Origin of the sequence: Bacillus mesophilus, assembly GCF_011008845.1 — a bacterium.
GTDB classification, from domain to species: domain Bacteria; phylum Bacillota; class Bacilli; order Bacillales; family SA4; genus Bacillus_BS; species Bacillus_BS mesophilus.
In genome coordinates this window covers 741,917-764,908 of record NZ_JAAIWM010000001.1, presented here as the reverse complement: position 1 = coordinate 764,908, position 22,992 = coordinate 741,917, and the positions used below count along the sequence as shown (strand labels likewise).

General features: G+C 36.9%; 21 protein-coding genes, 1 pseudogene and 1 riboswitch. Of the genes and pseudogenes, 17 read left to right on the top strand and 5 right to left on the bottom strand.

Annotated elements, in window-relative coordinates; all coding sequences use genetic code 11:
* Positions 1–18 precede the first annotated feature (18 nt).
* Positions 19–1,698, bottom strand: coding sequence for a DUF6044 family protein (locus G4D63_RS03840; protein ID WP_163177856.1), 1,680 nt, complete (start codon positions 1,696–1,698; stop codon positions 19–21).
* Between the two features lie 176 nt (positions 1,699–1,874).
* Here G4D63_RS03840 and G4D63_RS03835 point away from each other — a divergent pair, with 176 nt between their 5' ends.
* A complete protein-coding gene (locus G4D63_RS03835; RefSeq protein WP_163177854.1) occupies positions 1,875–2,549 on the top strand; it encodes a hypothetical protein in 675 nt (224 codons plus the stop codon).
* Positions 2,550–2,561: 12 nt separating this feature from the next.
* A complete protein-coding gene (locus tag G4D63_RS03830) occupies positions 2,562–3,770 on the top strand; it encodes an efflux RND transporter periplasmic adaptor subunit (RefSeq protein WP_163177852.1) in 1,209 nt (402 codons plus the stop codon).
* Between the two features lie 91 nt (positions 3,771–3,861).
* On the opposite strand, the gene G4D63_RS03825 is transcribed toward G4D63_RS03830, so the two are convergent.
* Entirely contained in the window at positions 3,862–4,890 is a 1,029-nt protein-coding gene (locus G4D63_RS03825) for a PTS sugar transporter subunit IIC (RefSeq protein WP_163177850.1), read from the bottom strand.
* Between the two features lie 326 nt (positions 4,891–5,216).
* On the opposite strand from G4D63_RS03825, the pseudogene G4D63_RS22370 reads away from it, so the two are divergent.
* Both G4D63_RS22370 and G4D63_RS22365 read left to right on the top strand, forming a co-directional pair.
* Positions 5,217–6,032 (top strand): annotated as a pseudogene (locus G4D63_RS22370) (cache domain-containing protein); the annotation flags it as partial.
* Entirely contained in the window at positions 6,027–6,971 is a 945-nt protein-coding gene (locus G4D63_RS22365; protein ID WP_420837799.1) for a methyl-accepting chemotaxis protein, read from the top strand. The pseudogene G4D63_RS22370 and the gene G4D63_RS22365, both read left to right, overlap by 6 nt.
* Positions 6,972–7,206: 235 nt before the next feature.
* Here the strand turns inward: G4D63_RS22365 and G4D63_RS03815 are convergent, their stop codons facing one another.
* The 3 genes from G4D63_RS03815 to G4D63_RS03805 form a co-directional block, all read right to left on the bottom strand.
* Entirely contained in the window at positions 7,207–8,496 is a 1,290-nt protein-coding gene (locus G4D63_RS03815) for a hemolysin family protein (RefSeq protein ID WP_204559007.1), read from the bottom strand.
* A gap of 509 nt (positions 8,497–9,005) precedes the next feature.
* Complete coding sequence (locus tag G4D63_RS03810; protein WP_163177844.1) at positions 9,006–10,274, bottom strand: erythromycin esterase family protein; 1,269 nt, start codon at positions 10,272–10,274, stop codon at positions 9,006–9,008.
* Between the two features lie 33 nt (positions 10,275–10,307).
* Positions 10,308–11,120, bottom strand: a complete 813-nt coding sequence (locus G4D63_RS03805; RefSeq protein ID WP_163177843.1) for an EcsC family protein — start codon at positions 11,118–11,120, stop codon at positions 10,308–10,310.
* A 132-nt stretch (positions 11,121–11,252) separates the two neighbouring features.
* Between G4D63_RS03805 and modB the strand changes: the two genes are divergently transcribed.
* From modB to thiS, 13 genes are all read left to right on the top strand, one after another.
* Complete coding sequence (modB, locus tag G4D63_RS03800; protein ID WP_163177841.1) at positions 11,253–11,912, top strand: molybdate ABC transporter permease subunit; 660 nt, start codon at positions 11,253–11,255, stop codon at positions 11,910–11,912.
* A 100-nt stretch (positions 11,913–12,012) separates the two neighbouring features.
* On the top strand, positions 12,013–13,227 hold the full coding sequence (locus tag G4D63_RS03795; protein WP_163177838.1) for an EAL and HDOD domain-containing protein: 1,215 nt from the start codon (positions 12,013–12,015) through the stop codon (positions 13,225–13,227).
* 285 nt (positions 13,228–13,512) lie between these two features.
* Entirely contained in the window at positions 13,513–14,985 is a 1,473-nt protein-coding gene (locus G4D63_RS03790) for a SulP family inorganic anion transporter (RefSeq protein WP_163177836.1), read from the top strand.
* Between the two features lie 234 nt (positions 14,986–15,219).
* Positions 15,220–16,218, top strand: coding sequence for a nuclease-related domain-containing protein (locus G4D63_RS03785; protein WP_163177834.1), 999 nt, complete (start codon positions 15,220–15,222; stop codon positions 16,216–16,218).
* Between the two features lie 12 nt (positions 16,219–16,230).
* Complete coding sequence (locus G4D63_RS03780; RefSeq protein ID WP_163177832.1) at positions 16,231–16,428, top strand: hypothetical protein; 198 nt, start codon at positions 16,231–16,233, stop codon at positions 16,426–16,428.
* Positions 16,409–16,723: a YbjQ family protein gene (locus G4D63_RS03775; protein ID WP_163177830.1), complete on the top strand. Its 315-nt coding sequence runs from the start codon at positions 16,409–16,411 to the stop codon at positions 16,721–16,723. Before G4D63_RS03780 ends, G4D63_RS03775 begins: the two co-directional genes overlap by 20 nt.
* 488 nt (positions 16,724–17,211) lie before the next feature.
* Positions 17,212–17,318: riboswitch (TPP riboswitch) on the top strand.
* Positions 17,319–17,476: 158 nt separating this feature from the next.
* Positions 17,477–18,154 (top strand): thiaminase II, encoded by a 678-nt coding sequence (gene tenA / locus G4D63_RS03770; RefSeq protein ID WP_163177828.1) that lies wholly within the window; start codon positions 17,477–17,479, stop codon positions 18,152–18,154.
* A 32-nt stretch (positions 18,155–18,186) separates the two neighbouring features.
* Positions 18,187–18,768: an ECF transporter S component gene (locus G4D63_RS03765; RefSeq protein ID WP_163177826.1), complete on the top strand. Its 582-nt coding sequence runs from the start codon at positions 18,187–18,189 to the stop codon at positions 18,766–18,768.
* A 19-nt stretch (positions 18,769–18,787) separates the two neighbouring features.
* On the top strand, positions 18,788–20,245 hold the full coding sequence (locus G4D63_RS03760) for an ABC transporter ATP-binding protein (protein ID WP_163177825.1): 1,458 nt from the start codon (positions 18,788–18,790) through the stop codon (positions 20,243–20,245).
* A 14-nt stretch (positions 20,246–20,259) separates the two neighbouring features.
* Positions 20,260–21,042, top strand: coding sequence for an energy-coupling factor transporter transmembrane component T family protein (locus G4D63_RS03755; RefSeq protein ID WP_163177823.1), 783 nt, complete (start codon positions 20,260–20,262; stop codon positions 21,040–21,042).
* A gap of 16 nt (positions 21,043–21,058) precedes the next feature.
* The gene (gene tenI / locus G4D63_RS03750; RefSeq protein WP_163177821.1) at positions 21,059–21,685 is read left to right on the top strand and encodes a thiazole tautomerase TenI; all 627 of its coding nucleotides are present in this window, start codon (positions 21,059–21,061) and stop codon (positions 21,683–21,685) included.
* The gene (thiO, locus tag G4D63_RS03745) at positions 21,669–22,811 is read left to right on the top strand and encodes a glycine oxidase ThiO (protein ID WP_163177819.1); all 1,143 of its coding nucleotides are present in this window, start codon (positions 21,669–21,671) and stop codon (positions 22,809–22,811) included. The genes tenI and thiO overlap by 17 nt, the downstream gene beginning before the upstream one ends.
* Complete coding sequence (gene thiS, locus G4D63_RS03740) at positions 22,789–22,992, top strand: sulfur carrier protein ThiS (protein WP_163177817.1); 204 nt, start codon at positions 22,789–22,791, stop codon at positions 22,990–22,992. The genes thiO and thiS overlap by 23 nt, the downstream gene beginning before the upstream one ends.

Here is a 22,992-nt window from a genome sequence, read left to right as displayed (position 1 = left end):
ATTTTTTACCTCCAAAGTCTATATCAGTTTGTATAAATAAATCTTCCACTCAGCATGTTGATGGTGAAATGTTCTTTCCAAGTGAAGGTTATTTTCCACTGAATTTATAATAGGAACAGCCGAAAATATATATTTACCTCCCATTTCCTTAAGGGGCTCTGTATTAATTTCAAGATTTTCGAGCTGATTCTTTGTATGCTTTGAAAACATATAATGCTTCCCAAGCTCCGCTGTAAAGATATAGCAGCGACCACCCCATTCATCAAAATACCTTTTAATCGTTTTGTTTTTATCTAATTCATCCTCAATTACTTCTCTGAACTGGTATTTATACGTTAGCGGATAGAAATTGTTATACGTGTCCAACGTATAAAAGCCGTTGTATTGGGCTACGGAAGGATGTAATCCAATAGAAGCAACACGATAATTCTCTAATGGCATCCCAATATAATCTTTAATATCTGTAAAGAGCTCCTCTGCATAAAATTCCTTAACAGAGGGCTTTTTGTGGTAAATGATTTCGTCATTAAAGGCAACGAGGACTAGTAATTGGCTAATAATTAAAAAGGTAACTAGTGGTTTGGAGTTCTTTGCATCCTTCAATAAGATTTTCAAACCTAAGGCAAAGCTTACATAGATCACTAATGGCCTTAGAAAATGGAACCTTGCAAAATTAAAGGTATCCATAAAGTGAAATCTTTCAGTTAATGGTAACCAGCCTTTATAAAACCAAAAGGCATACCATGTTGATAAGGCGAAATTAAGTGCCAATAAATAGAGAAATAGCTTTTCTTGTTTCCAGAGTCTTTTCCTAATAATGAGGTAGACCCCAAATAGTAGGACTGGAAGAATAATTAACCCATGTACAGTCATGACGTGGGTATGACCTAGCACAAAATTCTTAAAGGTCAACTTAATTACTCTCCAAAGTGAAAGTCGAGCGTGAAAATATTCATCCCTTGAGTTTGCTTCAGTAGAGAACAAAAAGGAGTATACAAGTCGATACTCAATCATTAAGTAGATGACCGTCATATAAGCTATTGAAAGTAGAAAGTGAAGATTAAACTTCTTTTTTCGAACCAAGTCAATCAGCCACAAGACGCCAATGCCAATTAGAAAAAAGAAAAAACCGAGTACAATACTTGAATAGAAAGGAAGTAATGTTAGTACAAGGTAATTTTTCCAGGAACGATTTCCGCTCCGAATATTTAGAAATGCCCACAATGCAAGTGGCATTCCTAGGGTACTAAGCATTCCTGATGGCCAAAACGGTGTTAATGCAAAGGCCAATGAAGTACCAACCGTAATGATGCTCCATTCTTTCCCCTTTAGAAAATGTGTTTTTAATAGAAGATACATTCCTAAAAAGGCAAAAATTCTTGTTATAGCTTGACTTAATGCGTAAGCCATCATCGTTGGAAATACCATATGTAACCAAACGATTCCACTCCATTCCGTTCCAAAAGTGTTTCTCGGAACACCATTAATCACTTGTGGAATCGTAGAATCAATACCTCCAAACAGCTGACCACTCTCTTTTAAAACCTTATACCATGCCAGATTTGAATCTAAATTATCGTGAACCCGGATGTGGGCATCTTCTCCCAAAACAAATAGGGGAGATAAGTAAATAACAATAATCAACATTGCAAAGCCAAGAAGCTTTTGCTCCTTTGAGAGTCTTTGTTTAAAACCCATTTTAGACTACACCTCAAAATGAAAGTTATATATAAGGTTTGTTAATTAAGGAGAATTTATCCATTAAAATATTTAACATAAGTTTATTGAAATTCGACATAATCTACCAAATTATGAATCTGCTCTATGATATGATACAAAAAAGGAAATTGTTGTAATTTGTTGGAGGTTGTAAAATGGAGACAAATGTTCAGGTATTTCGAGGTTTTTTTGATTCAAAAGTAAAGATTCAAAACGTGTCACAACAGGAACAGCTTTTGATCAAACCAATCCTAGTAAAGCTCTCATTATTAGTAGGTATAAGTGTGTTATTATCAGCAATCCTTGGAATAGTAGGATATCAATCAGAAGAGATTTCTAAGCAGGTAGGGCAACAGTCATTGGAATATATAGAAGCTTTACAGTTTTATCATATAGTCGGAATAGCATTAAAAGGGTTACTAACTCCTGTTTTTTATCTCTTTTTCTCGGTTCTGTTAACCTATTACCTATTGAAAGAAATTAGAGTAGGGGTGTTAGTTCACATTCACTTACTGTTTATCTGGTTGATTTTATTAAACCAAATGGTAGAGCTAGTTCTTTTCTATTTCTGGGGGATACCTGCTATATCTTCACCTATTTCTTTAGGTATTGTTGCTCAGATTCTATTGGATCACCCGTTATTTATTCATATTTTAACTGAAGTTAATCTTATATACATAGGTGGATTAGTATACCTAACGATTCTCCTTCAATCCGTCTCGACAAAGCAGAGAGTGGAAATAGGGTTAATTGTCTTTCTTGTCCATTTTATTTTAGCGTTAGCAGGGGCAGGAATTTCGGTCATTAATATTGAGGAATGGATGAACTAGGGGGAGGCAATCATGAAAAAATGGATTTGGTCATCTATCATAATACTTGTACTTTGCCTCATTCTTGGAAATCTTTATCTGCTCAAGAAGTATGATGCTGATCTATATTTTGTATCAAAGGTGGATGCTTTTCATCAGCCGGTAGAAGGAGATATACGCATTTCCCATTTTAAGAAGGGTGTTGTTACAGCACAAGAAGAGTCTGTTATTAGCTATCAGCCTCAACTAGGTGTAATTGAGGAAATCCTTGTCAAAGAGGGCGATTTTGTTCAGGTTGGAACACCGCTAGTGCAGTACAGTACAACTCAGTCTGAGGGTTTAATTCAGCAGTTAGAGAGTAAGATTGAACGAGCACAAGCAGAGGAAAGAAAGCTTAGTAAGGATATATCGGCATTGAAATCTATAAGCTACCCAACTGTATTTGAGTCAGAGTGGGAGGAAGCACAGGCAGAAGCAAATGAAATTCTGATTGATAGTCAAATTAGGGAATTAGAATTAAAAGAAGAGTTGTTAGAGATTGACATTGAAGATTATGAGCTACAGCTTGAAAGTATTGAAAATGAAGCTGATGCTCAAACCATTCTTAGTACCACAGATGGCATTGTTAAATCTATAAATAAAAATGGTAAGGATGAACTTATCACGATTATTACGTATCCATATGTGATTAAGGGAGAGTTATCTGAGCAGGAGTTACAATCTATTCAGGTGGGTCAGAAAGTATATATTTCAAAGGGGAAACAACCACTTATTGGGACAATCAGTGATATCTCACAATTTCCTGTAAACTCACCTTCTTTACATGAAGAGACCAGTTATTTTCCTTTTACCATAAATGTTGAAGAGGTAGAGGACCAGGAACAATTATTATTCGGTCATCACATTGGTGTAGAAGTCGTCCAACAGGAAAGTTTTGCTACATTACTACTTCCCGAACATTCCGTGCTACGAAATCGCAGTGAGTACTCAGCTTTTGTAATGGAGAAAGGTAAGGTAAAAGAAGTAGAACTACAGCTAGGGATTGAAAGTAAAGGCAGGATTGAGATTCTGGATGGAATCAGCATGGATGACATTGTCGTAGGTGCTCCTGACAAATTAATCAAAGCAGATACACCTTTTATCATGCCAGTGAAAAAATTAATCGTAAAATCCTCGCAGCTAGAGGATGTAAATAAGAAGGAAGCAACAACCACCATCTTACGTGCAATGATTGCGAATTAATGAGCTATTAGTAGGAGCGGTATGATATTTCTCGAATGCATCCTATCCGTAGTATATAGAAAAAGCTGCTGAGCAAATCAGCAGCTTTTTCTTATCGTTCTGTACTAATCTTAAGATCACCAAATTTGATATAGCCTTTTTTCCTCATCCACTCTGATAGAACTAAACTAATAATCGCTGGTCCGACAAAATGAAGGAGTAGGATCTTTATAAAGACAGTCCCTGTAAAGCCCATAACTGATAGGGTCATCATTGGCCCCACTAATCCACTAGTCCCCATTCCAGCTCCAGCTGCATTATTTAGCATAGGAAACATCATCGTACCAATAGGTGCCAAGACTGCTCCTGCAACTGTTGGCGGTATCAGTATAAGTGGGTTCTTTATAATATTTCCTACTTGAAGCATCGAAGTTCCTAATCCAATTGCTAAAAGACCTCCTACACCATTTTCACGATAGCTTGTCGTAGCAAAGCCAATCATTTGTGCAGCGCAACCAATCGTTGCTGCCCCAGCCGCAACACCCTCAAGTCCTAACATTAATGAAATCGCCGCACTAGAAATAGGAGCAGTTAATGCTAATCCCATTAAAACGGCAACTAGAATGCCAAGTAGTAACGGCTGTTGTTTCGTTGACCAGTTAATAATTTCTCCAAAGTAGGTCATTAATCCACCGATAGGAGGACCGATAAATGTCGCTACACTGAATCCAACAAGGACCGTTGTTAAAGGAGTTAGAATGATATCCACCTTTGTCTCGTTATGAATGAGTTTTCCACATTCTGTAGAGATCACTGCAGCCACATAGCTTCCTGCAGGTCCACCAAGCGTTGCCCCAGCAGCCCCGCTAACGATACTTGCAAATATGACAAGTGGGGGAGCTCTTAAACCGAATGCTATGGCTCCTCCAATGGCTGGACCCATTAGCGTTTTTGCGAGACTACCCATATCAATTAAGAATGTTGAAAAATTGGGTAGCATCGTCAACTGTTTACCTATTGTTTCGATGATCAATCCAATAATGAGAGTTGAAAATAAACCTAGTGCCATGAAGTTAAGGGCCGTTACAAAATAATCATGAGGCCTTAATGACACATCTTTTCTTTTTAAGAAAGCTATCAATGAGTGCACCACCTTACCAAAATTAAACAAACGTTTGATTAAATTATATATTTTGCATGTCAACACAGCAAATAGAGAGATCTTTTATTTTCTAATTGCCTAATAGTTTTCGATATTACCTCTTATCTTTATGAAAACCTAGAGTGTTTATTCATGAGAAGTTATCAGAGAGGCACTATATGTATCTTTTGATAGGATCTAAATAAGGAGGATTTATTTTCCCAGTTGCTTTTAGGCCCTCCCATTTGGTGCAATTTCCCATTCAAAGTAATGGTTAAAATTGACGATATAAATAAAAATATTATGAAAATAAAGGGAGATTCCTAATGAAGATTAGCAAAATTTCAACAAAGTTATTATTAGGTATAACGGTTTTAATCTTAAGTGCGACAACAGCTTTAGGTTTATTAAGCTACAATTTTGCTAAACATGAACTTGTGAATAGTGGGAAACTGGATTTGCAGCATATTGTCCATAATTCAATTTCTACATTAGGTCTCTTGAATGAGCAAGTAGAGCAAGGGAACATGACACTTGAAGAGGCAAAGGAGAGAGCACGTGAATTATTAGTTGGGCCTGCTGTGGTGAAAGATGGAGCTACAACATACGATTTTAAACAATCGTCCTTTGTGTATAAAAAAGAAGGCTATTTAATGGCATATGACTCCAATCATATTGCCCAGTTGCATCCGGTTATTCCAATTGGGGATGACAAAACTGAAGTTAAAAATTCAAGTGGACAATTTGTTGTTCAGGATATTGTGAAAGCTGCAAAAGAAAGTGATATTGAATCTAGGTTTTATGAGTATGCTTGGAAAAATGCTGGAGAAACAGTAGAAAGAAACAAAATTGTATATATGTCTTATTTTGAGCCATGGGATTGGAATATTGGTGTTGGGGCATATGAATATGAGTTCTACGAATCATTAAATACCTTGTTATATATTATTCTAGGAATTTCCGCTTTAATTACATTCGTGGGCTTAACACTGTTTTATTTTCTTACCAAGAAGAAGCTTAAACTTATGGGGAAAATTACTGAATCATCTATTCTTATATCTGAAGGTCATTTAAATGTAGAGTCACTACCTGAGTCCGAGGATGAAATTGGCCAATTAGGAAGAGCATTTAATAAAATGGCAGAGCAATTAAGGTTTGTTCTATCAAATGTCCAAACAACTAGTACTAAAGTATCTCAGTCAGCATTAGAGCTTTCCGCGTTAGCTGAAGAAACAAATGCAACTAGTGAAGAGATGGGTAGAGCAATGAGTGAGATTACGAAGGGTTCTGTTGCACAAGCTTCTGATATAGAAATGACAAGTCAAAAAACAGAAGATTTAAGTAAAGCAATTAATAAAATGAATGTGCAAAATCAACTTATGCTTACATTAACAAGTGAGTCAACACAGGCTATTGACCTTGGAAAAGAAAAGGTTTCATTTTTACAAGATTCCAATGAAGCAACAAAAAGAGCATCTGAACAGATTGGGATTGGAATTAACCATCTTTACAATAGTATTAAAGATATTTCAAACATCGTCACTACAATTGATTCCATTTCACAACAAACAAATTTACTTGCGTTGAACGCGAGTATTGAGGCAGCTAGAGCTGGAGAATCTGGAAAAGGATTTGCGGTCGTGGCTGATGAAGTCCGAAAGCTAGCTGAGCAAACAAACAAGGCAACCAATGAAATTCAGCATATGATTAACAGTGTGGAAAAAGAAACTGAATCTACCGTAAAAGCAATGAGCAATACAACAGAAATTTCGTCTAAATTGGATCATGCAGTAATGGATACAGAAACACAGTTTAATCAAATCTCTTATGCAATGAACCAAATTATAGAGGCTGTAAGACTTCTAAATTCAGAGATTTCAGTTGTAACAGACTATAGTGGAAGTATTCTAGAATCTGTTCAAAATGTATCAGCAGTGGCAGAAGAAACAGCTGCTTCTTCTGAAGAAGTTCTTGCTTCTGTGGATGAGCAAATAAGCGTGATTGGGACAATTGCCACGTCTGCAGAGAACCTTAATGCTTTAAGTGAAGAATTACAAAAAATGATGGAGCAATTTAAATAAACCTGTGCCTGTCATCCGGAATAACCTTAAATTAGAGGGGGATTCCGACTGACAGGCTTTTTTGTCTTTTACGCTTGTTTGTTTGTCAGCATACTGTTGTTTACATTAAATGTGTGGTTGGTTTCTTTCAATTTGCTAGTCTTTCTTTGGGAGTGGTTAGGGGGAGAGGGAACTTGTACCCTAGTTTCTACATAAAGAAGGGACATTTCGATTTGAAATGTCCCTTGATATAGTATTATGCTGGTGATTGCTGCAGTAAAGTTCGCTCTACTTTTACTCTTTTGATATGAAAGCCTTCCATATCTAAGATATGAAATTCAAAGTTATTTACATGAAGAGTATCTCCCATTTTCGCATCCATTTTTTTGGTGAGAATCCAACCTCCGATTGTGTCGACATCAGTATCATCAATCTCTAGTCCGAAGAGATTATTAACTTCTTCTAGTAGGACTCTTCCGTCAATAATGGCTTTATTAGAATCAATGTGGCGGATATCAGGTGCTTCGTCGTGATCAAATTCATCTCGGATCTCACCAACAATTTCTTCGATAATATCCTCAACGGTTACAAGACCGTCAGTCCCACCATACTCGTCAATAAGGATGGCCATGTGAACACGTTCTTTTTGCATTTTAACGAGGAGTTCATGCAAAGAAATCGTTTCAATCACTTGAATGACAGGTCGTATATATTGAGAAATAATGTTTTTCTTATCACCTTTAATGTATTGAGTTAAGATTTCCTTCATGTTGACCATTCCAATAATATGGTCCTTATCACCCTCATAAACAGGATATCTTGTATAATTTTCTACCGTAGCAATCTTAATAAACTCTTCAACTGAAGTATCTTTATCAATCCCGACAATTTCAGTGCGTGGAATCATAATATCCTTCGCAATTCGATCATCAAATAGAAAGATGTTATTCATATATTTATATTCAGAAGGATTAATTTCCCCACTTTTTAAGCTATCAGATAGAATCATTCTAAGTTCTTCTTCAGAATGGGCCATCTCGTGTTCAGAAACTGGCTTTAGTCCGAACATACCAGTTATTAAACGAGCGGAACCATTTAGTGTTTTTATCAAAGGAAACATTAGTCTATAGAAGAAGATTAGTGGTCTCGCAAACAATAAAGTTATTGTTTCTGCCTTATGAATGGCAACGGTTTTAGGCGCTAACTCTCCAACTACGACGTGTAAAAATGTAATGATGCTAAAAGCAATCGCAATTGAGAGAATTGTTGAGAAAGAAGCTGGTACATTTAAATACTGAAACAATGGAGCTAACAGATGTGCAACAGTTTCTTCTCCAAGCCAACCTAGACCTAAAGCAGTTACTGTAATACCAAGCTGACAAGCTGACAAATACTCATCAAGGTTAGTAATTACTTTTTTGGCGGCTAATGCATTTTTGTTTCCTTCCGAAACAAGTTGGTCAATTCTTGTACTACGAATTCTAATAATCGCAAACTCTGAAGCAACAAAGAATCCCGTTAACGCAATTAGTGATGCCACCCACATTAAATTAAATATCTCCAAGCAGTCTCTTTATCAGTAAGAACTGATAAAGATTACACCTCCTGATTTTTAGACTATTATTAATAATTACGGTATGAAAACTTGTTTTATTCTATTTAGTGAAAAAGAAAGTATGGAGTATCAAACCAGAGGTCCGGTAGAAGAATGAAAATGGGGTCATGAAAACATAAAAAGGAAAGGCTAGATCATGAAAAATACCCTAATGCTCTAAATGGGAGTCCCTGATTTGACACGAATATAAAATTCTTCTAATCTATAAAACTTCCCAATTAGCTTACCTCCCTTAAATGTGTATTAATTTTAATTTACAATAAGAATTTTACAACGTCAATGAATTCAAATTGGTAACTCTAATAAGGTATTACTGTTACTTGTTTTGGAAAATTTTTAGCCATGCTATAGCAATTGTTGTTTTTGTGCTATTCATTCTTACAAGAATATTGGTCTAAAGGTTACTCAAAAAACCAAAAAAAGCTACCTGATAGGTAGCTTTAGATTATGGTATTCACTACTTCAATAGGTGTTAATGCCTTTGTCTCTTCAATATAGATAAATGCATTGTACCTCTTTGAAACTATAGTTGGGACGTAATTTCCCATATGCTCATATTCTGGGTGATAAATAACGCCAATCGCACGATGTCCGATGGTTTCTGCAAATTCTTTTTCATTTTCTTCATTAAAGATGAGAAGCGAATTACCAAGTCGTGCTTGATGGAGGTAATATTCCCAGCTTCCTTTAGTAGCCTTTGGTACAGGCATTATCTCAAATGGAGAGCCCCACTTAGTGGAGGCGATGACCGTCCCCTGATAAGTACCAAAGCCAATTGCATACACATTGTCTGCACCATACTTCTCCCGAGTTAACTGACCAACGTTAACAAGGCCGCTCCTTGCCATATCAGTCGCTCGTGCATCTCCAATGTGAGTATTGTGTTCCCACACAATGCCTTTCGAATTCTCTCCATAGAAATTTGATACGTGCTCTAAAGCCTCTACCATATGTGTATCACGGATGTTCCACGATTGATCGTCATTTGTAATCATTGCTTCATAATAGTATTCGGCATTAGCAGTTACCAGTGCGTTTACAACAAGATTTAAGTTTGCTTCATCATCATGTGTATGAGTAGTCCGCTTTGCTAGCATATCTTGAAGAAGCGCTAATACCTCCTCCCGACAATCTTCACCATACAATGCCGCTGAAACACCGTACTGTTCAGGTTTTCGATGAAAAGGCTCAAAGCATTCAAACGCTTTTTTTGCTCGATCAAGCTCGGGTGACTGCGTCTTTTCTAGGTAGCTAATGATGGCTTCCATTGATTCCCATAAGCTATATACATCAAGCCCATAAAAACCAACCTTCGTTTCTTGTGTTTCATTGTGTTCCTTAAGCCATTCAATCAGCTCTAGAACCTCTTGATTTGACCACATCCAGGTTGGCCAGCGATTGAAAGCTTGTAACACTTCCTTAGCACTTGAATAAGAGGTTTCGTAGCCTTTGACATAGCGATTTACTTCGTAGCAGGATGGCCAATCACCCTCAACAGCAATAAATTGAAAGCCCTTTTCAACAATGAGTTTTTTTGTGATTTCTGTTCGGTTCGTGTAGAACTCAGATGTACCATGAGAGGCTTCACCTAGAAGAACATACTTCACATCTCCTACTTCTGAGATGAGTGCCGAGGTTAGCTCCTCACTATTTTTAAATGGTCTTGCATGTTTTTGAATACTAGCTTCAATAGTCTTTGTTAAGACCATATGTATACACCTTCTCTATGAATTTGTATGGTTTCAATTCATAGTTTGACTTTGAAGCCTCTCCATTATTCTCCTTTTTTGGTACAGCATTTGTCCAGCTTCACTTAAATCCTGAATCATTGATCGGTTAATAAAAGCACCGAAAATCATTCCAGCCACAGGTACTAACTGGAATAACTTCTTCCATCCAAATTGATCGCGGTATGTATAGATAACCTCGCGCCATCCTTGTAACTGCGAAACCATTTCCTGATGATGTGCATCACGGTGATAATAATCACTTAGCTCTTCAAGAATCGCTTGTTTACCAACAATGTCTGCAGAAGAGTATTGTAGGCATTTTACGATAAACACTCGTTCCAATCTATCCTTAGGATCATAGCCATAGATAATCGAAATTTCCTGGAGGGTTTTTAGTGATAACCCCAGTAATACCGGGATATCAATTGCGAGCGTGAAGATACCACCAAAACCGGTCGTAGCACCTTGGACGGTAGCTAAGTTCTGACGATCCTTACTTAGGTCTTCACAGAGCTTATTCATCGTTTCTAGTGGGATTTCTGAAATGTCTTCGAACTTATCAATGGGTTGATCAAGAGGAAGGTACTTTGCATACCTTTTAAAGATCTGTTTTTCGTTTACTAGGTACTGACCACCAGTTTGAATATATTGACCAAGCTCATCTAATAATAAACTGATCTTCTTTTGAACAAATGCGGGAGTTAGCTTATCAAGAATTTTAAAAGGAATTCTACCAATACGCTCCCAAAACCAAAGCCCCTTTTGGTCATTTTCCCATGCCTGAATTCTGCTAAGGGCAGTTTGTAGCTGTTCTCTTGTTTCCATAACGAATCTCCTTGTGTACCAACATATTAGTTTTATTCAACTATCAATACGTTTATTTTGCTCATTTGTTTCAACAATTATAAAATTAATCAGTAACATAACCAATTTAAGAATAAAAGGATTGAAACAAGAATGACGATGGAATTCATAGAACCGATTAAGCTCTCTATTCAAGTGGCGATCATAGCAAGCTTACTTGTACTCGTTTTTGGCATTATAGCTGGAAAACTCATGGCTCGAAATAGATTCAGAGGTAAGATGGTGTTTGAAACAATCCTACTTCTACCTCTAGTGCTCCCCCCCTCAGTGGTGGGGTTTATTTTACTGCTATCATTGGGTGCAAATAGTCCTGTAGGAAGGTGGATTCACTGGATTTTTGATCAACCAATTATATTTACTTGGTGGGCAGCAGTTATTGCATCTACAGTTGTAGCATTTCCACTCATGTACCAAGCTGTAAAAATAGGTTTTGAAGAGGTAGATGGGGAGGTTGAGGATGCGGCTCGAGTAGATGGTGCGTCAGAACGGAGGGTCTTTTTCACTATTACAATGCCGTTAGCAAAAAGGGCTGTTATTTCTGGTGCAATCTTAAGCTTTGCAAGGGCATTAGGAGAATTTGGAGCGACTTTAATGGTAGCCGGAAATATACCAGGAAAAACACAAACAATCCCAACAGCCATTTATATTGCAATGGATACAGGAAACCTTGGATTGGCATGGTCCTGGGTAATAGTCATGATTGTAATTTCATTTATCATGTTAGCGATTGTTTATAAATTGCGAGGAAATTAAGTATTTTTGTCGAAATTTTATTAAAAACGGTGGATAATATGTAAAAAAATGCTAGAATATGAGAAAGGATATTTATTTAGTACACCCTAGGAGGAGCACTATGGAAGTGTTTGTAGCTAGACAGCCTATACTTGACTCAAACGAACAACTAATCGGTTACGAATTGCTATATAGAAATGGTCAGGTAGACTTCTATAATCATGTTGATGGAGATCGAGCAACCATTGATGTTTTAATCAATAGCTTTGTTTCTATTGGTGTGGACCATATATCCTACCAAAAAAAATGTTTTATAAACTTTACTGAAAATCTTTTATTACAAGGCTTTCCTGAAAACTTTCCTCCTGAATTTGTAGTAGTAGAGATTTTGGAAACGATAAAACCTACAAAAAACATAATTGAATCCATCGTAAAGCTAAAGAAGCTAGGTTATACGATTGCCCTTGATGACTTTGTTTATGAAGATCAATTTAAAGATCTAGTAGAATTGGCTGATATTATTAAAGTTGAATTTCCAAAAATGTCAGCAGAACAGCATTGGAAGTTACTAAAAATAGCAAGAGACTACAAAATAAAACTATTAGCTGAAAAGGTAGAAACTAGACAGGAATTTGAGCTGGCAGTAAAACTGGGCTACGATTACTTTCAAGGATATTTCTTTAGTAAACCTACTATTATTAAAACAACAGATATCCCTTCATATTCTCATGTGTTTGTGGAAATCATTCAAGAGTTAAATAAATCAGATACTGACATAGATACGATTACTAGATTAATAGAACGTGATTTATCACTGTCCTATAAACTATTAAAGCTCATTAATTCTGGTTCTCAAACTAAAAATAAAATAACATCCCTTAAGCAAGCGATTGTCTTATTAGGACTAAAAGAAGTTCAAAAATGGACCTCTATTATTTCCTTGTCAGGTGCGGGTGTGGGTATACCTTTTCAGGCGATCGAGTTGTGTCTATCGAGAGCCAAAATGGGAGAGCTTTTGGCAAATCATTTAAATAAAGACAAATCGGAATATTTTTTATTAGGAATGTTCTCTTTGATAGATACGATCTTACATCGACCTATGGATGAAGCTGTAAAGGTACTTCCTTTTTCTGATGAATTAAAAGATGCTTTGCTAGGATCTAAGAATACATACGGTGAATGCTTAGTGTTAATGCAAGCATTAGAAAATGGTGATTGGGAGACCTTCGCTACAAGCTGTGGAAAATTAGGAATTACTGAAGAAGAAAGCATGAATTGCTATTCACAAGCTATTGAGTGGTCAAGTTATATTGTTGAAGTAATTCAAGCAGCTTAGAAGAAGTGCAAATCTGCACTTCTTTTTTTTTTGCATAATATCTACGGGTAATTCATTAATAATCAGAAAATTATTTTTATTTAGTAGGGTAAACTTTTACAAAAAGTATAGGGATTTGGAGAAAATGAGAGAAAAAAAGAGTAAATATAGGTTGGAATACGCTTACATGAAGATTTGATATTCGAGTAGTATGTGATAAGATTTTCATGTTAAAAACGGCCCTGACTTTCATGAGAGTTGAAAGTCAATAACAATAAATTTTATAGAAGAGAAAGAGGTGCAGTTTTGAATTTACAACAACTAAAAACTGAATGGTTTGGAAATGTCCGTGGGGATATTCTAGCTGGGATCGTTGTGGCATTGGCTCTAATTCCAGAGGCAATCGCATTTTCAATTATCGCAGGTGTTGACCCAATGGTTGGTCTTTACGCTTCCTTTTGTATTGCTGTCGTTATTGCTTTTGTAGGTGGAAGACCTGCCATGATATCAGCTGCCACAGGTGCGATGGCGCTATTAATGATTACCCTTGTTAGAGACCACGGATTAGAGTATTTATTTGCAGCGACTATTTTAACAGGAGTCCTACAAATTATTTTTGGTTTGCTTAAATTAGCAAGGTTTATGAAGTTCATTCCACGATCTGTAATGGTGGGCTTTGTAAATGCCTTAGCAATTTTGATTTTTTCAGCTCAGTTACCACATTTCGTTGGAGAAGGCGTTGTTATGTATGCAATGGTTGCAGGGGCACTTGCTATAATTTATCTGTTACCAAGGTTTACAAAAGTTGTACCTTCCCCATTAGTTGCGATTATTGTGATTACTGTTATTGCGATCTATACAGGTAGTGAAGTTCGTACAGTGGGGGATATGGGTGAACTAACGCAGGCATTACCGTTTTTCGGTATTCCAAATATTCCTTTTACTTTTGAAACGTTAGCGATTATTTTTCCTTATTCACTTGCCTTAACAATGGTTGGATTATTGGAGTCTTTATTAACAGCTACGATTGTTGATGATATGACTGACACAACTAGTGATAAAAATATGGAAAGTCGTGGTCAAGGGATTGCGAACATTGTGGCTGGATTCTTCGGTGGTATGGCTGGCTGTGCAATGATTGGGCAGTCCGTTATAAACGTAAAGTCAGGTGCTAGAGGTAGATTGTCAGCGCTAGTTGCGGGTTTATTTTTAATGTTCCTTATTTTAGTGTTAGGAAATGTAGTCATTCAGATTCCTATGGCTGCTCTAGTTGGAGTTATGATCATGGTCTCGATTGGTACATTTGATTGGTCATCTTTAAAGAGCTTAAGAAGAGTACCATTAACCGATTCAATTGTTATGGTTGTTACAGTAGTAACTGTTGTATTCACTCATGATTTATCAAAGGGTGTATTTGCAGGTATTCTACTAAGTGCAATCTTCTTTGTAGCTAAAATCTCAAAGGTTCATGTATCAAGTACGTTTGATCATGTATTAAATAAAAAGACTTATAGAGTAAGAGGGCAAGTGTTCTTTGCATCTGTAACAGACCTTATTGAGTTCTTTGATTTTAAAGAAGAAGTACAAAAGGTTGAAATTGACTTCTCTCAGGCTCACGTTTGGGATGATTCGGCTGTTGCCGCAATCGATAAAATCGTAATCAAATTTAGAGAAAACAATAGTACCCTTACCATAATAGGATTAAATGAACCTAGCTCCTCTCTTGTAGAGCGTTTAGCTGTTCATGATAAACCAGGTGCTAAACTGTCTGGACATTAAAAGTAAGTATCACCTCTCCTTATTGCTAGGAGAGGTGCTTTTTTTTGATTTCGAGGGGTTTTGTGCAATTAATTGGGGTTTTTGCGCAATTACAAGCTGGTTTTATGCAATCTCACATGACTTTTATGCAATTAGTTTATATGTTTGCGCAATTCCCCTAGAAAAATATAAACTAGAAGGAAAATCGAACGTATTACTAGAATAAATCATTTATTATTGAAAGGAGATGGCCCTATGTTGAAAAAAGAACACGATGTATCAATGAAAATCCTCACTTTACAAGCACTTTTAAGAAGGCTGCCTAAACATCACCTTAAAAGACACCAAGTAGAAAAGGAATTAGCAAGAAGAATAGCAGGGTTGAGGGGAGAAGAATCTATAAACTATGAATTAAGTCTTTTACAGGGGAAGAATGAGTATATCTTTCAAGATCTACGACTACCCAATGGTGAACACTATTTCCAAATTGATGCCTTGCTATTACATCCAAATTTCATCCTAACAATTGAAGTAAAGAATATCGGAGGGACGATATATTTTGATAAAAAGTTTAACCAAATGATTAGAATCTTAAATGATCAAGAAGAAGTATTCCCCAATCCTATTCTTCAAATTAAAAGACAAAGAACTCATCTTAAAGAATTCCTGAACTCTCACAAGATTGAAGACATTCCAATCGAATCACTTATAGTGTTTAGTAATCCTTACACACTCCTCAAATCCTCACCTGAATACACCCCACAAGAGCTATCAAACATTATTCAGCGAGCAGAACTCCCTTTTAAAATAGAGAGGTTTAAACAGACATATAATAGCGAAAAACTAACACCCAAAGATATACGAAGACTCTCATCTTTACTCCTAAAGAAACATATCCCTTCGCCTAATACAACTCTAGAAAACTATAAAATAAATCCAGGTGAATTACTAAAAGGAGTCCATTGTCCAAACTGTTTTGAATTACCTATGCAAAGAAAACTCAGAAAATGGTATTGTTCACAATGCAAGATCTTTTCAACAACTGCTCATATTAACTCCATATTTGATTATTATCTCCTGCTTAGTGAAACTATAACTAATCGTAAACTGCAGGACTTTTTACAACTTCCGTCTAGGACATCATCTTTGCACCTTCTAAGATCGATGAATCTTGAAAGCATTGGAACCACAAAGGGTACAAAATATTTTCTTGATTTTGACACCTTTTCAACACTGAATCGTATATCATATTAGGGAGTGGTGAAATTGAAATATTTTCTAATTTCATTATTGGGTATTAGTCAATTGGCAGGATTCTTTTTCATTTTCACAGAGCATCTAATCATTGGATTAGTCTGTTTTGGGATTAACGGTGCTGCTGTGCTGTTCTTAATTTTATTGCTAATAAAAGATCGATTAAAGGAGAAAAAGGAGGAAGATGAAAATGATTATAGCGACTACTGAGTTTGTACCTGGTAAGGAAGTAAAAGAGTACATAGGTTTCGTCAAAGGAAGTACTGTTCAATCAAAGCATATAGGTAAAGACTTACTTGCTGGTCTTAAAACAATCGTCGGTGGAGAAATTAAAGAATATACAGAGATGATGGAAGAAGCAAGGCAGGCTGCAATTGGCAGAATGGTGAAGGATGCAGAAGCCAAAGGAGCGAACGCAATCATTGGAATGAGGCTAGAAACATCTGCAGTCATGGCCAACGCCGCTGAACTCATTGCATATGGAACAGCTGTAGTGGTTGAATAAGTCTTTTTTATAAAGAATGAGCTTTTTAACAGTTAGTTAAAAGTAACAATGTGAATAACCTGATTGATTGGAACGGAAGGTGCGAGACTCCTGCGGGAGTAGCGTGACATAGGGACAAAGGAAATCACTTTGTCCTTGGTGAGACCCCGCAGGCGCATGCATGTCTAGCTTCAATGCCCAGCCCCTCGAGGTCAAATAACCCTTCTAGATAAAAGGGGAAACCACCCTTTTTTCTAGAAGGAACATTTGCTGGTCGGGACTAACCGGGGCATTTCAGCTTTTCTAGTTAGGAGGCTCACCGCACGCCCCGCGGAAAGCGAAGCATCCTGGAGTGGAAATCAATCACCCTTGTTTATAGTAGCAAGTTTTGAGAATGCCTTGTTTAAAAAACAACAATGTTCCTAAGAAAAGCTTTTAATTAATAACAGGTAAATTATGTTTGACAAATATATTCAGCGTGTTATGATGATTACGAAAATAATAGCGAATGATTTCACTAGGGGAGCCTTTAAAAGGCTGAGATTAAAGTTTAACTTTAAGACCCTTTGAACCTGATCTGGTTGATACCAGCGTAGGGAAGTGGGTGTTGGAATATATATTTCTTTCTAACTATAAAACCACTTTTCTTAGGAAAAGTGGTTTTTTTGTATATTCCTGCTTCAATGTATAAAACTATCTGCGCATTGAAGTCTTATTCCACCTATTACACCATCTAACCTAGTGATGAAGTTCCGCAAAATGGAGGGAAAGTGTATGAAGTTTACAGAGCAATTAAGAAAAGATGCCGATGCCATTTGGGAAGCGAGTTTTAATCATCCTTTTGTCACTGGAATTGCGGATGGTAGTTTACCGTTAGAATGTTTTAGATTTTACGTTCTGCAGGATGCTTATTATCTGTCCCATTTTTCAAAGGTTCAAGCCTTAGGCGCAGCGAAAGCAACAGACCTACATACTACAGCAAGATTTGCTGCACATGCTCAAGGAACATATGAAGCTGAACTGCAGCTGCATGAAAATTTTTCAAAGCGCATGGGAATAACTGAAGCAGAAAAGGAATCCTTCCAACCTGCACCAACCGCTTATGCATATACCTCTCATATGTACAGAGCAGCATATGGTCATCTAGGAGATATTTTATCGGCAATTTTACCTTGCTATTGGTTGTATTACGAAATTGGTGAAAGGCTAAAAGGAGCGACACCGTCAGAGCCAATTTACCAAGATTGGATTGCTGCATACGGTGGAGAATGGTTTAGGGAATTAGTAGAAGAACAGATTAATAGATTAGATCAACTTGCTGAAACAATGTCAGAAGCGGATTTGAAGCGCATGAAGGAACATTTCATGATTAGTAGTCAATATGAATTATCATTCTGGGAAATGGCTTATACACAGGAGCAATGGCCCGTCAAGAAAGCTGTAAACGTATAAAAATTTGATTTAAAAATTCGGAGGGAACTTATATGTCAAAAGGATTAAAGCTAACAGATATACTTGTTACAGTTGTAATTGCAATTGTGTTTGGAGTCATTTATAAATTATGGAGTCCTTTATATGCAGCAGTAGCACCATTAGGATTACATGTTGATCAGCTTCTTTACGGAATGTGGTTTATCGCTGCAACTGTTGCATTTCTTATTATTCGGAAGCCTGGAGTTGCTTTCCTAGCCGAGGTTGCTGCTGCATCTGGAGAATTTTTAATGGGATCTGAATGGGGACTTGAGGTTCTAATTTATGGTGTCCTTCAAGGTCTAGGTGCTGAGCTTGTGTTTATGTTATTCCTATATAAGCGATTTGATTTATTAGTAGTTAGCTTAGCAGCAGTCGGCTCAACAATAGGGTCACTTATTATGGATTTCTATAAAGGCTATATTGGTGACCTTGCACTTTGGAACTTAAGCTTATTTATGGGAGCAAGAGTAATCGGGGCAATCTTAATAGCTGGAGTTTTCGCATATGTGTTAGTCAAAGCGTTAGAGAAGACTGGGGTTACGAATCTAGTTAGATCAGCCAACCAAAGTGATTATGACGCGTTAAACCAATAAATTGTGGGATGTGTGACAGATGGATCCTTTCATGAAGGTTGAAAATTTACGTCTCAAATTTCCTAAAGAGAAAGATTTATTATTTAAGGATTTAAATGTAAGTATTAACAAGGGGGAGAAGGTTCTTCTCCTTGGCCCATCTGGGTGTGGTAAATCAACTTTATTACAAGTACTAGCCGGAATTATTCCAAGGTCGATCGAGGTTCCAATGAAAGCAGATCAGCTAGTCCTCCCAGATTCCTCAGGATATGTTTTTCAAGATCCGGATAGCCAGTTTTGTATGCCATATGTTGATGAAGAAATTGCATTTGTATTGGAAAACTTACAAACACCTCGTGACCAAATGAAGCAAAAGATATCTCATTATCTTGGTAAGGTTGGTTTGCAGCTAAGTGATCTGCACACAAATATTCAGACCTTATCGGGTGGTCAAAAGCAAAGGTTGGCAATTGCCTCGATTCTGGCATTAGAACCAGAAGTGCTATTTCTTGATGAACCTACAGCGATGTTAGATCCTGAAGGAACAATTGAAGTGTGGAATACCATTGAGGGTTTAATGGATCAGCAAACATTAGTGATAGTGGAGCATAAGATTGAGCATGTTATGAGGTTAGTAGATAGAGTAATTGTATTTAACCAAAGCGGTGAGATTATTGCAGATGGTGATAAGGACGAAATTATTAAATCCTACTTGCCTATACTCCGTATGAATGGTATTTGGTACCCAGGTGTATGGGATGAGTATATGAGTGAGCATCCGAGAGTCACACTTGAAGAAAAAATAAGTGATCAACCTTTAATGTCATTAAGAGATTTCGAGGTAGTTAGAAAGAAGGAGTCAGTTGTAAAAGTACCAGTTGTGGATGTATATTCTCATGAATGGATTGCGATTGTTGGTGAAAACGGTGCAGGTAAAAGTACGCTTTTACAAGGAATCATGCAACTATTAGAAACAAAGGGCGAATACCATTTAAGTGGAAAAAAGGTTACGAAAAAGAGAGAACTATTCCATGAACTGGCCTACGTTTTTCAAAATCCTGAATTTCAATTTGTCACCAACTCTGTTGAGGATGAACTTGCACATTCTTTAAAAGTTTTTCATACGGAGGAACACCTCATAGCAGAGAAGGTCGAAGAAATGCTTACTAGATTTTCTTTGGAAGATCACAGGGAGAAGCATCCTTATCAATTATCAATGGGGCAAAAAAGAAGACTAAGTGTAGCCTCATCTATTATGCAAAATCAACGTATTCTTTTACTAGATGAGCCTACCTTTGGTCAGGATAGTAAAAATACGTTTGCCTTACTAGAATTCCTCGAGCAGGAGCGACAAATTGGAACTACCATTCTGATGATTACACATGATGAACAAATCGTGGAGCAATTTGCTACGAGAAGGTGGATCATTTCTAAAGGTGAATTATCTAGGGATGAAACTGTTGGTAAAATGAATCAATTTGGATTATTACACGTATAAATGGGTGAAATCATATGAAAGAAACATGGATGTATAAGATCAATCCTACCGTCAAATTAGTTGGATTAATTCTATTATTTATACAAATATTAACGATTCACAATATTAATATTTTATTAAACTTAACGATTATTGTTTGCCTTACCTTCTTTCTTTTTAATGGTTTTCCTCTAAAAATAGTAGCTTTACTTTTACTTCCATTTATACTTGTGTTTCTTTCAACGTCATCCTCGATGATTTTATTTGGTAAAGGGGATACAACGTGGATTAAGTGGGGACTCATTCATATAACAGAGGAAAGCTTTTTTAGAGGAATTCATATTGGAACTAGGGCTTTGGTGTTTGCCTTTTTAGGCTTATTGTTCACGTTAACAACCAAGCCGGTTTTATTATTCTATTCACTTATGCAGCAAGCAAGACTAAAACCCAAGTATGCCTATAGCTTTTTAGCCGGATATCGCTTAATTCCCATCATGTATGAAGAATTTAAAGTGATTCATCAAGCCTTAAAGGTTAGGGGAATTCAAAGAAAGAAAGGTCTCTCTACGATACCTTCAAAATTGAAGGCTTATTGCATTCCCCTTCTTTCCCAAAGCATAAGAAGAGCTCATCGAATCGGTGTCGCGATGGAGGCAAAGAAATTTTCTTCCAATGGTAAACGAACCTTTTATTATCAAGTAGGATTTTCTGTGAATGATCTATATTTTATTGCATTACTTATAGGTTTTAGCTTCGTATCATATACATTTGGACACTTTTATCCTTATTTCCCTATTCAGGATGTGAGATATCAATAATGAAGGAGTTAAGATATTGAGTTTACATCTAGTATCTAACAGTAGGATGTCTTTACAAGAATTTACTCAGATTGCCAAACAAGTAGATTCCTATATCGATTATTTTCATATTCGAGAAAAACAGAAATCTGCTCAAGAAATATATGATGGTGTTTCCGAGATGCTTCTTGCTGGAATTAATCCAAGCAAAATTCTAATCAATGATCGAGTGGATGTTGCTTTGGCGTTGGAAGTAGGTGGAGTTCAGTTAGCTTATCATAGCTTACCTACTTCCATAGTAAAAAGCCAGTTTACAAACTTGGTAGTAGGACGTTCGATTCATTCTAAAGAAGAAGCGTTGAGTGCAGAAGAGGCTTCTGCTGATTTTGCCATTTACGGTCATATTTTCTCAACTGATTCCAAGCCAGGTTTACAACCAAGAGGCTGTAAACTTCTCAATGAAATATGTAAAAGTACAACTTTACCGATTATAGGTATAGGAGGAATTACTCCACTAAATACAATCGAAGTTCTTCGCAACGGGGCCAAAGGGGTTGCTGTTATATCGGGAATCTTAAATCAAGTTGACCCTATTCATGCGGCATTTCAATATAAGCAATCTATCTTAAAGTGGGAGGAGGAACAGCGTGAAAAATCATTATGACACAATCGTAGTAGGTGGTGGAATCATTGGGCACTCTGTTGCCTATTCACTTTTAAAAAGAGGTCAGTCTGTTCTTGTTATTGAAAAAGGAGAGATTAACCTTAAAGCCTCAAGTGCTGCTGCTGGAATGCTAGCTGCCCAGGCAGAAGTTACCGAAGCAGGACCATTGTTTGACCTAGCAAGAAAGAGTAGAAACATGTTCCCGAAACTCAGTGAGGAACTAATGGAAGTAGCGGGCATTGATATAGAGTTGATTCAAAACGGAATGTTAACAATTGCTTATAACAAAGAAAGAGAAGAGCAATTAAAACAGACAGTTAGGCTACAAAAGACTCTGGGTGAAGAGGCACGTTGGTTAGCGCAAGAAGAGGTTGTAAGGGCTGAACAAAACCTCTCTAATCAAGTATTAGGTGCAATGTATGCACCTAATGATGGGCAGGTTTCTGCCTATAAATTAGCAACAGGCTTCGCTGTAGCTTCAGGAGTACTAGGTGGTAGGGTTCTTGAATTTACGGAGGTTATCGATTTTTTAATTCAACAAGGAAAGGTACAGGGGGTTAAAACATCACAAGGTGAGTTTTATGGTGAGCATGTAGTCGTTGCAGGTGGAGCCTGGTCTGTAAATTTCTTAGAACAAATTGGGATAGACCTAGGCTTGTATCCAGTAAAAGGAGAATGTTTATCTGTACTTACTCGAGATGACCTCATTACTTCAACCATCTTTTCGGAGGATTGCTATATTGTCCCTAAAAAGGACGGTAGATTATATATTGGTGCAACGGTAATCCCACATTCGTTTGATGAAAAGGTAACAGTAGAAGGGGTATCTCGCCTACTGCATGCAGCCAGTGAGTTACTACCTTCGCTAAAGAATGAAGAGTGGGAACGTGCTTGGACAGGTATACGACCACAAACTAACGATGGATTTCCTTATTTGGGGGAACATCCAGAGATCTCTGGACTTTATGTGGCTACAGGACACTACCGGAATGGAATCCTATTGAGTCCAATTACCGGTGAAATAATAGCAGATATAATAGAAGGAAATCCATTAAGTGAAAGCGCTAGTGCCTTTAGCTTAAAAGGATCAAGGAGGGGACAATATGAAGTTACGTATAAACGGTGATGATATTGAAATATCAGCTGATGTGAGAAATGTGGCAGATCTATTAAAGCATTTTCAACTTCAGGAAAAGGTGGTCATCGTAGAGCATAACCGTGAAATTTTAGAAAAATCTACTCACCAGCTTGTGTCTTTAACTGATGGAGATCAAATTGAAATTGTACATTTTGTAGGAGGCGGATGA

Bases quoted from the DNA above. Each gene is read 5' to 3' on its own strand.
- G4D63_RS03785 (WP_163177834.1), top strand. From the start codon at position 15,220: ATGTTGAAAAAAGAACACGATGTATCAATGAAAATCCTCACTTTACAA.
- G4D63_RS03835 (WP_163177854.1), top strand. From the start codon at position 1,875: ATGGAGACAAATGTTCAGGTATTTCGAGGTTTTTTTGATTCAAAAGTA.
- G4D63_RS22365 (WP_420837799.1), top strand. From the start codon at position 6,027: ATGGCAGAGCAATTAAGGTTTGTTCTATCAAATGTCCAAACAACTAGT.
- G4D63_RS03840 (WP_163177856.1), bottom strand. From the start codon at position 1,698: ATGGGTTTTAAACAAAGACTCTCAAAGGAGCAAAAGCTTCTTGGCTTT.
- G4D63_RS03765 (WP_163177826.1), top strand. From the start codon at position 18,187: ATGTCAAAAGGATTAAAGCTAACAGATATACTTGTTACAGTTGTAATT.
- thiS (WP_163177817.1), top strand. From the start codon at position 22,789: ATGAAGTTACGTATAAACGGTGATGATATTGAAATATCAGCTGATGTG.
- G4D63_RS03755 (WP_163177823.1), top strand. From the start codon at position 20,260: ATGAAAGAAACATGGATGTATAAGATCAATCCTACCGTCAAATTAGTT.
- G4D63_RS03775 (WP_163177830.1), top strand. From the start codon at position 16,409: ATGATTATAGCGACTACTGAGTTTGTACCTGGTAAGGAAGTAAAAGAG.
- G4D63_RS03805 (WP_163177843.1), bottom strand. From the start codon at position 11,120: ATGGAAACAAGAGAACAGCTACAAACTGCCCTTAGCAGAATTCAGGCA.
- G4D63_RS03815 (WP_204559007.1), bottom strand. From the start codon at position 8,496: ATGTGGGTGGCATCACTAATTGCGTTAACGGGATTCTTTGTTGCTTCA.
- modB (WP_163177841.1), top strand. From the start codon at position 11,253: ATGACGATGGAATTCATAGAACCGATTAAGCTCTCTATTCAAGTGGCG.
- G4D63_RS03810 (WP_163177844.1), bottom strand. From the start codon at position 10,274: ATGGTCTTAACAAAGACTATTGAAGCTAGTATTCAAAAACATGCAAGA.
- G4D63_RS03830 (WP_163177852.1), top strand. From the start codon at position 2,562: ATGAAAAAATGGATTTGGTCATCTATCATAATACTTGTACTTTGCCTC.
- G4D63_RS03760 (WP_163177825.1), top strand. From the start codon at position 18,788: ATGGATCCTTTCATGAAGGTTGAAAATTTACGTCTCAAATTTCCTAAA.
- tenA (WP_163177828.1), top strand. From the start codon at position 17,477: ATGAAGTTTACAGAGCAATTAAGAAAAGATGCCGATGCCATTTGGGAA.
- G4D63_RS03795 (WP_163177838.1), top strand. From the start codon at position 12,013: ATGGAAGTGTTTGTAGCTAGACAGCCTATACTTGACTCAAACGAACAA.